This is a genomic window from Mycobacterium sp., from assembly GCF_040398885.1.
Taxonomy (GTDB): Bacteria; Actinomycetota; Actinomycetes; order Mycobacteriales; family Mycobacteriaceae; genus Mycobacterium.
In genome coordinates, this window is record NZ_JBBATF010000013.1 from 1 (window position 1) to 8,501 (window position 8,501).

General features: G+C 69.4%; 7 protein-coding genes and 2 pseudogenes. 8 read left to right on the plus strand and 1 reads right to left on the minus strand.

Annotated elements, in window-relative coordinates; translation table 11 throughout:
* Positions 1 to 135: 135 nt before the first annotated feature.
* A pseudogene (locus ADBZ5U_RS02485) lies at positions 136 to 267 on the plus strand (proteasome subunit alpha); the annotation flags it as partial.
* Between the two features lie 26 nt (positions 268 to 293).
* On the opposite strand, the gene ADBZ5U_RS02490 reads toward ADBZ5U_RS02485, so the two are convergent.
* Positions 294 to 491, minus strand: a complete 198-nt coding sequence (locus ADBZ5U_RS02490) for a hypothetical protein (RefSeq protein WP_526262012.1) — start codon at positions 489 to 491, stop codon at positions 294 to 296.
* Positions 492 to 690: 199 nt separating this feature from the next.
* Here ADBZ5U_RS02490 and pafA point away from each other — a divergent pair, with 199 nt between their 5' ends.
* The 7 genes and pseudogenes from pafA to ADBZ5U_RS02525 form a co-directional block, all read left to right on the plus strand.
* A complete protein-coding gene (pafA, locus tag ADBZ5U_RS02495) occupies positions 691 to 2,049 on the plus strand; it encodes a Pup--protein ligase (protein WP_526262014.1) in 1,359 nt (452 codons plus the stop codon).
* A gap of 54 nt (positions 2,050 to 2,103) precedes the next feature.
* Complete coding sequence (locus tag ADBZ5U_RS02500) at positions 2,104 to 3,120, plus strand: helix-turn-helix transcriptional regulator (protein ID WP_526262016.1); 1,017 nt, start codon at positions 2,104 to 2,106, stop codon at positions 3,118 to 3,120.
* Positions 3,117 to 4,121 (plus strand): helix-turn-helix transcriptional regulator, encoded by a 1,005-nt coding sequence (locus ADBZ5U_RS02505; protein ID WP_526262018.1) that lies wholly within the window; start codon positions 3,117 to 3,119, stop codon positions 4,119 to 4,121. The genes ADBZ5U_RS02500 and ADBZ5U_RS02505 overlap by 4 nt, the downstream gene beginning before the upstream one ends.
* Positions 4,121 to 4,417: a Sec-independent protein translocase subunit TatA gene (tatA, locus tag ADBZ5U_RS02510; RefSeq protein ID WP_526262020.1), complete on the plus strand. Its 297-nt coding sequence runs from the start codon at positions 4,121 to 4,123 to the stop codon at positions 4,415 to 4,417. Before ADBZ5U_RS02505 ends, tatA begins: the two co-directional genes overlap by 1 nt.
* Positions 4,418 to 4,534: 117 nt before the next feature.
* On the plus strand, positions 4,535 to 5,398 hold the full coding sequence (gene tatC / locus ADBZ5U_RS02515; protein WP_526262066.1) for a twin-arginine translocase subunit TatC: 864 nt from the start codon (positions 4,535 to 4,537) through the stop codon (positions 5,396 to 5,398).
* Positions 5,382 to 8,174 carry a DEAD/DEAH box helicase gene (locus ADBZ5U_RS02520; protein ID WP_526262022.1) on the plus strand — a complete coding sequence of 931 codons (2,793 nt, stop codon included), beginning with the start codon at positions 5,382 to 5,384 and terminating at the stop codon, positions 8,172 to 8,174. The genes tatC and ADBZ5U_RS02520 overlap by 17 nt, the downstream gene beginning before the upstream one ends.
* 59 nt (positions 8,175 to 8,233) lie before the next feature.
* A pseudogene (locus ADBZ5U_RS02525) lies at positions 8,234 to 8,501 on the plus strand (DUF4333 domain-containing protein); the annotation flags it as partial.

Below are 8,501 nucleotides of genomic sequence, written 5' to 3' on the forward strand. Positions count from 1 at the left end.
ATCGCCGACGAACCGCACTTCGTCGTGATGGGCGGCACCACCGAACCGATCATCAGCGCGCTCAACGAGTCCTACTCGGAGAACGCCGAATTGGCCGATGCCGTCCGAATCGCCGTCGAGGCGCTGCGGGCCGGAATCACCAGCACCGCCGGAAACGCCACCCCATCGCCCGAGCCCCGGGCGCTCGGGCCCGCCACTCTGGAGGTGGCGATCCTGGACGCCAACCGACCGCGGCGAGCCTTCCGGCGAATCACCGGCCCGGCGTTGGAGGCCGTCGTCCCGCCCACCGGCGGCTAGCGGGCCCCGTAGCTGGGCGCCGACACCTGCGGCTGCGGGGTGATCTTGAGGTACGACATGCTCTCGACCTCGGCCGGGACGGGACGGGTCTGTGGTTCGGGAACCCGCCAGCTCAGGACGACCACGCCCACGCCTGCCGCCGCGGCCAGCACAAGCCAGATCCTGCGGCCCAAGCGCTTGGCATCCGGAGTCACACACGCCAGCCTAGTAAAAAATCCGCCGGGGCAAGGACACACCACGCCGATCGGGTCGCGCGGGTCACGCTTTGCCGGTGGCGAGACGTTGCGGACAATGCGTAGTTGCTGCGAGGCCGGGTGCCCGCCGCGCCCGCGGCCGCCCGTCGCGGGAGCGGCTGGCATGCCGCCCCCGGCTGATAACCAGTAGGCTCTACACGTGCAGCGCAGAATCATGGGCATCGAGACCGAGTTCGGTGTGACCTGCACTTTTCACGGCCACCGGCGGCTGAGCCCCGACGAGGTGGCCCGGTACCTGTTCCGGCGGGTGGTTTCCTGGGGCCGCAGTTCCAATGTCTTCCTTCGCAACGGTGCGCGGCTGTATCTAGACGTGGGCAGCCACCCCGAGTACGCCACCGCCGAATGCGACAACCTGACCCAGCTGGTCACCCACGACCGGGCCGGGGAGCGGGTTCTGGAGGATCTGCTCGTCGATGCCGAACAGCGGCTGGCCGACGAGGGCATCGGCGGGGACATCTACCTGTTCAAGAACAACACCGACTCGGCCGGGAACTCCTACGGCTGCCACGAGAACTACCTGATCGTCCGGGCCGGCGAGTTCTCCCGGATCTCCGATTCGCTGTTGCCGTTCCTGGTCACCCGCCAGCTCATCTGCGGCGCCGGCAAGGTGCTGCAGACCCCCAAGGCGGCCACCTTCTGCCTGTCGCAGCGGGCCGAACACATCTGGGAGGGTGTCTCCAGCGCGACCACCCGGTCCCGTCCGATCATCAACACCCGGGACGAGCCGCACGCCGACGCCGAGAAGTACCGGCGGCTGCACGTGATCGTCGGCGACTCCAACATGAGCGAAACGACAACCATGCTCAAGGTGGGCTCGGCGGCGCTGGTTCTGGAGATGATCGAGGCCGGGGTGCCGTTCCGGGACTTCTCGCTGGACAACCCGATCCGGGCCATCCGCGAGGTCAGCCACGACCTGACCGGCCGCCGCCCGGTCCGGCTGGCCGGCGGCCGGCAGGCCGGCGCGCTGGACATCCAGCGGGAGTACTACTCCCGGGCGGTCGAGTACCTGCAGTCGCGCGAACCCAGCACCCAGATCGATCAGGTCGTCGACCTGTGGGGACGCCAACTCGACGCCGTCGAGAGCCAGGACTTCGCCAAAGTCGACACCGAAATCGACTGGGTCATCAAACGCAAGCTGTTTCAGCGCTACCAGGACCGGTACAGCATGGAGTTGTCCGATCCGAAGATCAGCCAGTTGGATCTGGCCTACCACGACATCAAGCGGGGCCGCGGCGTCTTCGACCTGCTGCAGCGCAAGGGCCTGGCGGCCAGGGTGACCACCGACGAGGAGATCGAGGAGGCCGTGGAGACCCCGCCGCAGACCACCCGGGCGAAACTGCGCGGGGAGTTCATCGCCGCCGCCCAGCAGGCCGGCCGCGACTTCACCGTGGACTGGGTGCACCTCAAGCTCAACGACCAGGCTCAGCGCACGGTGTTGTGCAAGGACCCGTTCCGGTCCAGCGACGAGCGGGTCAAGCGTCTCATCGCCGCCATGTGATCCCCGGCATGTGACTGCCGGTCGGCTGGACCGTTTGCGGTTAAGGTTGGCCGCGTGACGCCCGGTAAGACTCACAAGGTCGAGCGGCTGACGAACTTGTTCATCGCGCTGCTCTCGACCCGTGGATTCCTCACTGCGGAGAAGATCCGCGCGACCGTCACCGGTTACGGCGAATGCCCGTCCGGCGAAGCGTTCTCCCGGATGTTCGAGCGCGACAAGAACGAACTGCGGGACCTGGGCATCCCGGTGGAGACCGGCCGGACCTCGATCTTCGACACCATCGACGGCTATCGGATCAAGCGCGACGCCTACGCGCTGCCCGACATCGACCTGACCCCCGAGGAGTCGGCGGCCGTCGCCGTCGCAACCAATCTGTGGGAGTCCCCCGAGCGGATCACCGCCACCCAGACCGCGCTGCTGAAGTTGCGCGCCGCCGGGGTCGACATCGACCCGGTGGCCGAGGTGTCGATCACCACCGGCGCCGGTCCCACCGGCCTGCGCGGATCCGAGGAAGCCCTGGGCGTTCTGCTCGCCGCCGTCGAGTCCGGACGGGCGGTGCAGTTCCGGCACCGGTCGACGCCGGTCGAGCCCTACAGCGCGCGCACCGTCGAGCCCTGGGGGGTGGTCACCGCCCAGGGTCGCTGGTACCTGGTGGGCCACGACCGCGACCGCGACGACACCCGGATCTTCCGGCTCTCCCGGATCGGCCCGGACGTCAAAGCCGTCGGAGCGCAGGGCGCGGTGAGCCGGCCCGACGGGGTGGACCTGCGGGCGCTGGTCAACGAGTCGATCGAGGCGGCGGTGCGCCGGGGACAGGCCGGGAGTCGTGCGGGGGAGCCGGCGACGATCTGGGTGGCCGACGGGCGCGCCGTCTCGCTGCGCCGGGTGGGCCGGGTGGCGGGCCGGCTTGAGGTCGGCGGACGCGAGGGGGATGTCATCGAGGTCGACGTGGTGGCGCCGGACTGGCTGGCGCGTGAGGTCGCCGGCCACGGAGCGGATGCCTTGGTGCTCGAACCGTCCGCGCTGCGCGACGACGTGGTGGCCCGCCTGACCGCCCAGGCACGGTCGTGAACGCGGGCTCGGCCCGCCTGGTGCGGATGCTGAACATGGTCCCGTACTTCCTGGCCAATCCCCGGGTCAGCTACGCCAAAGCGGCTGCGGACCTGGGGGTGAGCCGCAAGCAGCTGGTCGCCGATGTCGGCCAGTTGTTCATGTGCGGCCTGCCGGGTTACGGGCCCGGGGACCTCATCGACTTCGCGCATTCCGACGAATACATAGAGGTGACGTTCTCGGCCGGTATGGACCGCCCGCTGCGGCTGACCTCCATGGAGGCCACCGGTCTGCTGATGGCGCTCAACACGCTGGCCGACATCCCGGGCGTCGTCGATCCGGCGGCGGCGCGCAGTGCCATCGCCAAGATCGAGGCGGCGGCGGGCACGGCCGGCGATCCCGGCGCGGCCGGTCGGTCTGCCGCGGCGGAGAGCGCGGCCGCCGCGGCGGCCCGCCGGGCCGCCCACGACCAGCGAGCACTGGAGATCGAGTATTTCTCGGCGTCCCGCGACGCCCAGTCCACGCGCGTCGTCGACCCGATCCGCGTGGTCCTGGTCGGTGACCACAGTTATCTGGAGGCGTGGTGCCGGGAGGCGGAGGCGGTCCGGTTGTTCCGCTTCGACCGGATCCTCGACGCCCGGGTGCTCGACGAACCGGCCGCCGCCCCCGGACCGGCGGTGGAGGCGCCGACGAACACCGCGCTGTTCGACGCCGACCCGTCGCTGCCGTCGGCCAGGCTGCGGATTTCACCGCAAGCCGCCTGGATGCTGGAGTACTTCCCGATGCGGGTGGTCAGCGAACTGCCCGACGGCTACTGCGAAGTCGAACTCACCTATGCCGCCGAGGAGTGGGTGGCCCGGCAGATTCTGGGATTCGGCGCCGACGTGCGGGTACTGGGTCCGGCGTCGCTGGCGGAACTGGTCCGGGCGTCGGCCGCCGACGCGCTGGCGGCCTATGCCGCATACCCTGACCAAGGTGAGCCCGGGGCGGGTAGCATCGTCACGACACTTGGAGGTAGATAATGGGCGCTCTCAGTCCCTGGCACTGGGCCATCCTCATACTGGTAGTGGTGCTGCTCTTCGGCTCGAAGCGGCTCCCGGACGCCGCGCGGTCGCTCGGCAAGTCGATGCGAATCTTCAAATCCGAGGTCAAAGAGCTGCAGGCGGAGAGCAAGGCCGACAACCCGGTCACCCCGCAGCAGCCGGCGACCGAGGCTTCTCCCATACCCGCCCCGGCTCCTGTGGCCCAGCCCACCCGGGTGACCTCCGAGCGGGTCGAGGCCCCGGCGCCGAACCCGACCGACGTCCGCCCGGTCTGAATCGGGCCGACCCGCCGGCGCCCCGCGCGCCGCTAGGTAGACGCCGTGCGCACACCGAGATTCCTGTCCCGCCTAAGCCCAAACCAGCGGCGCAGCCGGACCAACCCGGACGGCTCGATGTCACTGGTCGAGCATGTGCGGGAACTGCGCACCCGGCTTTTGATCTCGATGGCGGGGGTGGTGCTGACCACGATCGTCGGCTTCATCTGGTACAGCCACGGGTTGTTCGGCGTGGAGAGCCTCGGTGAGTTGCTGCGCCAACCCTACTGCTCGCTGCCCCCCGCGGCGCGGGCCGACATCAGTGCCGACGGCGGTTGCCGGCTGCTGGCCACCGCCCCGTTCGACCAGTTCATGCTGCGACTCAAAGTCGGGCTGACCGCGGGGATCGTGCTGGCCTGTCCGGTCTGGTTTCACCAGTTGTGGGCGTTCATCACACCGGGCCTCTACAAGAACGAACGCCGTTTCGCCGTCGTGTTCGTGGTCTCCGCTGCGACGCTGTTCATTGCCGGCGCAGTGCTGGCCTATGTGGTCCTGGCCAAGGCGCTGCACTTCCTGCTGACCGTGGGCAGCGACGTCCAGGTCACCGCACTCTCGGGTGACCAGTACTTCGGGTTCCTGATCAACCTGCTGCTGGTCTTCGGAATCGGATTCGAGTTCCCGCTGCTGCTGGTGATGCTCAACGTCGTCGGGGTGCTCAGCTACGAAAAACTCAGGGACTGGCGGCGGGGCCTGATCGTCGCGGTTTTCGCCTTTGCCGCCGTCGCCACCCCCGGGTCGGATCCGTTCTCGATGCTGGCGCTGGGATTTGCGATGACGCTGCTCTTGGAGTTGGCCATCCAGGTCGCGCGCCTGCACGACAGGCGTAAAGCCAAGCGGCAAGCCGAGTCCGAGATCCCCGACGACCAGGCCGCGCCGATCGAACCGCCGTCCCCGGTGGCCGCGCCCGTGCGCACCGGCCTCATCCATGACGACATCACCTGACGCCGCCCGACTAGCCGACTTCGCCGGTCAGTTGACGTTCCGGCTCGATCCCTTCCAGGTGCAGGCTTGTGAGGCCCTTGAACGCGGCCACGGGGTGCTGGTGTGCGCGCCGACCGGCGCCGGCAAGACCGTGGTGGGGGAGTTCGCCGTCCACCTCGCCCTGCAGGCCGGTCAGAAATGTTTCTACACAACGCCGATCAAGGCGCTGAGCAATCAGAAGCACAGTGACCTGGTCCGGCGTTACGGCCCCGAGCGAATCGGACTGCTGACCGGCGATCAGTCGATCAACGGTGACGCCCCGGTGGTGGTGATGACCACCGAGGTGCTGCGCAACATGCTGTACGCGGGCTCCGAAGCGCTGCAGGGTCTTTCCTACGTCGTGATGGATGAGGTGCACTTCCTGGCCGACCGGATGCGGGGCGCGGTATGGGAAGAGGTCATCCTGCACCTGCCGGAGGAGATTCGCCTGGTCAGCCTGTCGGCGACGGTGAGCAACGCCGAGGAGTTCGGCGGCTGGATCAAGACCGTGCGCGGCGACACCACCGTGGTGGTCGACGAGCACCGGCCCGTACCGCTGTGGCAGCACATGCTGGTGGGCAAGCGGCTGTTCGACCTGTTCGACTACTCCGCCGCGGCCGGAAAGTCCCCCCGCGTCGACCCGGAGTTGGTGCGCCACATCGCAAACCGCCGCGAAGCCGACCGCCTGGTCGACTGGGAACCCCGCCGTCGCGGTCGCCGGGATGGGGGCCGTCCCGGCGGGTCCGGGCTGCACCGACCGCCGTCGCGGCCCGACGTCATCGCCACCCTGGACCGCGAAGGACTGCTGCCGGCGATCACCTTCATCTTCTCCCGGGCGGGCTGCGACGGGGCGGTCAAACAGTGCCTGCGCAGTCCGCTGCGGCTGACCACCGAGGAGGACCGGGCCCGCATCGCCGAGGTGATCGACCGGCGGTGCGGGGATCTGGCCGACGCCGACCTTGCCGTGCTGGACTATTACGAGTGGCGCGAGGGGCTGTTGCGCGGGCTGGCGGCCCACCACGCCGGAATGCTCCCGACGTTCCGCCATACCGTCGAGGAACTGTTCACCGCCGGGCTGATCAAAGCCGTATTCGCCACCGAGACACTGGCTTTGGGCATCAATATGCCGGCGCGCACCGTGGTGCTGGAGAAGCTGGTGAAGTTCAACGGCGAACAGCACATGCCGTTGACGCCGGGGGAGTACACCCAGCTGACCGGGCGGGCCGGGCGGCGCGGCATCGACGTCGAGGGTCACGCGGTGGTGATCTGGAACCCGCACGAGTCCACCGCCGATCCCACCGAGATCGCCGGTCTGGCCTCCACCCGCACCTTCCCGCTGCGAAGTTCGTTCGCGCCGTCGTACAACATGACGATCAACCTGGTCAGCCAGCTCAGCCCCCGGGCCGCGCACGCGCTGCTGGAACGGTCCTTCGCGCAGTATCAGGCCGACCGTTCGGTGGTCGGGCTGGTGCGCGGGGTTCAGCGCGGGGAGAGGATGCTCGACGAGATCGCCGCCGAACTGGGGTGGGACCGGCGGTCGACCGACGTCGAGCCGGCGGTTCTGGACTATGCGCGGTTGCGGGCGAGGATCGGCGAGCGGGAACGCGCCCAATCGCGGGTGTCGCGGCTGCAGCGCCGCGAGGCAGCCAACGGCGCGCTGTCAAGCCTGCGTCGCGGCGACATCATCAGTATCACCAGCGGTCGCCGCGGCGGGTTGGCGGTGGTCCTGGAACCGGCCCGCGACGCCGATGATCCGCGGCCGCTGGTGCTGACCGAAAACCGTTGGGCTGGAAGGATTTCCTCGGTGGATTATCCGGGCGCGGCCGCTCCGGTGGGTTCCATGGCGCTGCCCAAGCGGGTCGAGCACCGGCAGCCCAAGGTCCGCCGCGACCTGGCCTCCGCGCTGCGGGCGGCCGGTGAGCGGCTGACCGTTCCATCGGAGCGCAGGCGGCGCGGCGGATCCGACGAGCCCGGCGTCGATCCCGAACTGCTTGCGCTGCGTGAGTCGATGCGCCGCCATCCCGCCCATCGGCTGGCGGACCGGGAAACCGCGGTTCGGGCGGCTGAGCGGTATCTGCGGGTGGAACGCGACAACGAGCAGATCCAGGCCAAGATCAACGCCGCCACCAACTCGCTGGCCCGGACCTTCGACCGGATCGTCGGCCTGCTCACGGAGCGGGGGTACATCGGCGCTGTCTCCGGGACCGACACCGACGGGCCGCGGGTCACCGACGACGGCCGCCTGCTGGCCCGTATCTACAGCGAGAGCGACCTGCTGGTTGCCGAGTGCCTCCGCAGCGGGGTGTGGAAGGGCCTGCAGGCCGCCGAACTTGCTGCGGTGCTGTCGGCGATGGTCTTCGAATCCCGCGGCGGTGACGGTCCCACCCCCGTTCACGCGATCGACATGCCGACACCGGCGGTCCGCCGGGCTCTGGCCGAGACCCGGCGGCTGGCTGATGCGCTGCGCGCCGAGGAACTCCGGCACAGGCTGACTCCGGCCCGGCAGCCCGACGAGGGCTTCGTGCCGGCGGTCTACCGTTGGGCGACCACCGGCAACCTGGCCGCCGCACTGGATGCGTCCGACGTGGCGGGCGATGGAGTGCCGTTGTCGGCCGGTGATTTCGTGCGGTGGTGCCGGCAGGTGCTGGACCTGCTCGATCAGGTGCGCAACGCCGCGCCGGACGCGGGGTTGCGACGTGCCGCGAAACGGGCGATCGACGACATCCGGCGCGGCGTCGTCGCTGTTGACAGCGGGTAGGGTGTTGCAAACGCTACTGTTGGGGCGTTTTGAGGTGTTGTTTATCCCGAGGAGAGACGATGAGCGGACCGCAGGGATCTGAGCCGAACCCCTGGCAGGCGGCGGGGGGCGACACCCCTGCAGGTGGGGATGCCGGCGGTTCCTGGCAGCCGGCGGACAGTGAGGCCCCGGCCTGGCAGCCGCCCGCCTACACCCCCCAGCAGTACCCCCAGTACGGCCAGGCGCCGGTGCCGGGCTATCCGGCCCAGCCGTACGGAACCCCCGAGTACAACCCGGCGGCCTACGGACAGCCCGGCCAGTACGGCCTTCCCCCGCAGTACGGGCAGT

Coding starts and splice junctions, on each gene's coding strand:
- tatA (WP_526262020.1), top strand. CDS start 4,121: ATGGGCGCTCTCAGTCCCTGGCACTGGGCCATCCTCATACTGGTAGTG.
- ADBZ5U_RS02520 (WP_526262022.1), top strand. CDS start 5,382: ATGACGACATCACCTGACGCCGCCCGACTAGCCGACTTCGCCGGTCAG.
- tatC (WP_526262066.1), top strand. CDS start 4,535: ATGTCACTGGTCGAGCATGTGCGGGAACTGCGCACCCGGCTTTTGATC.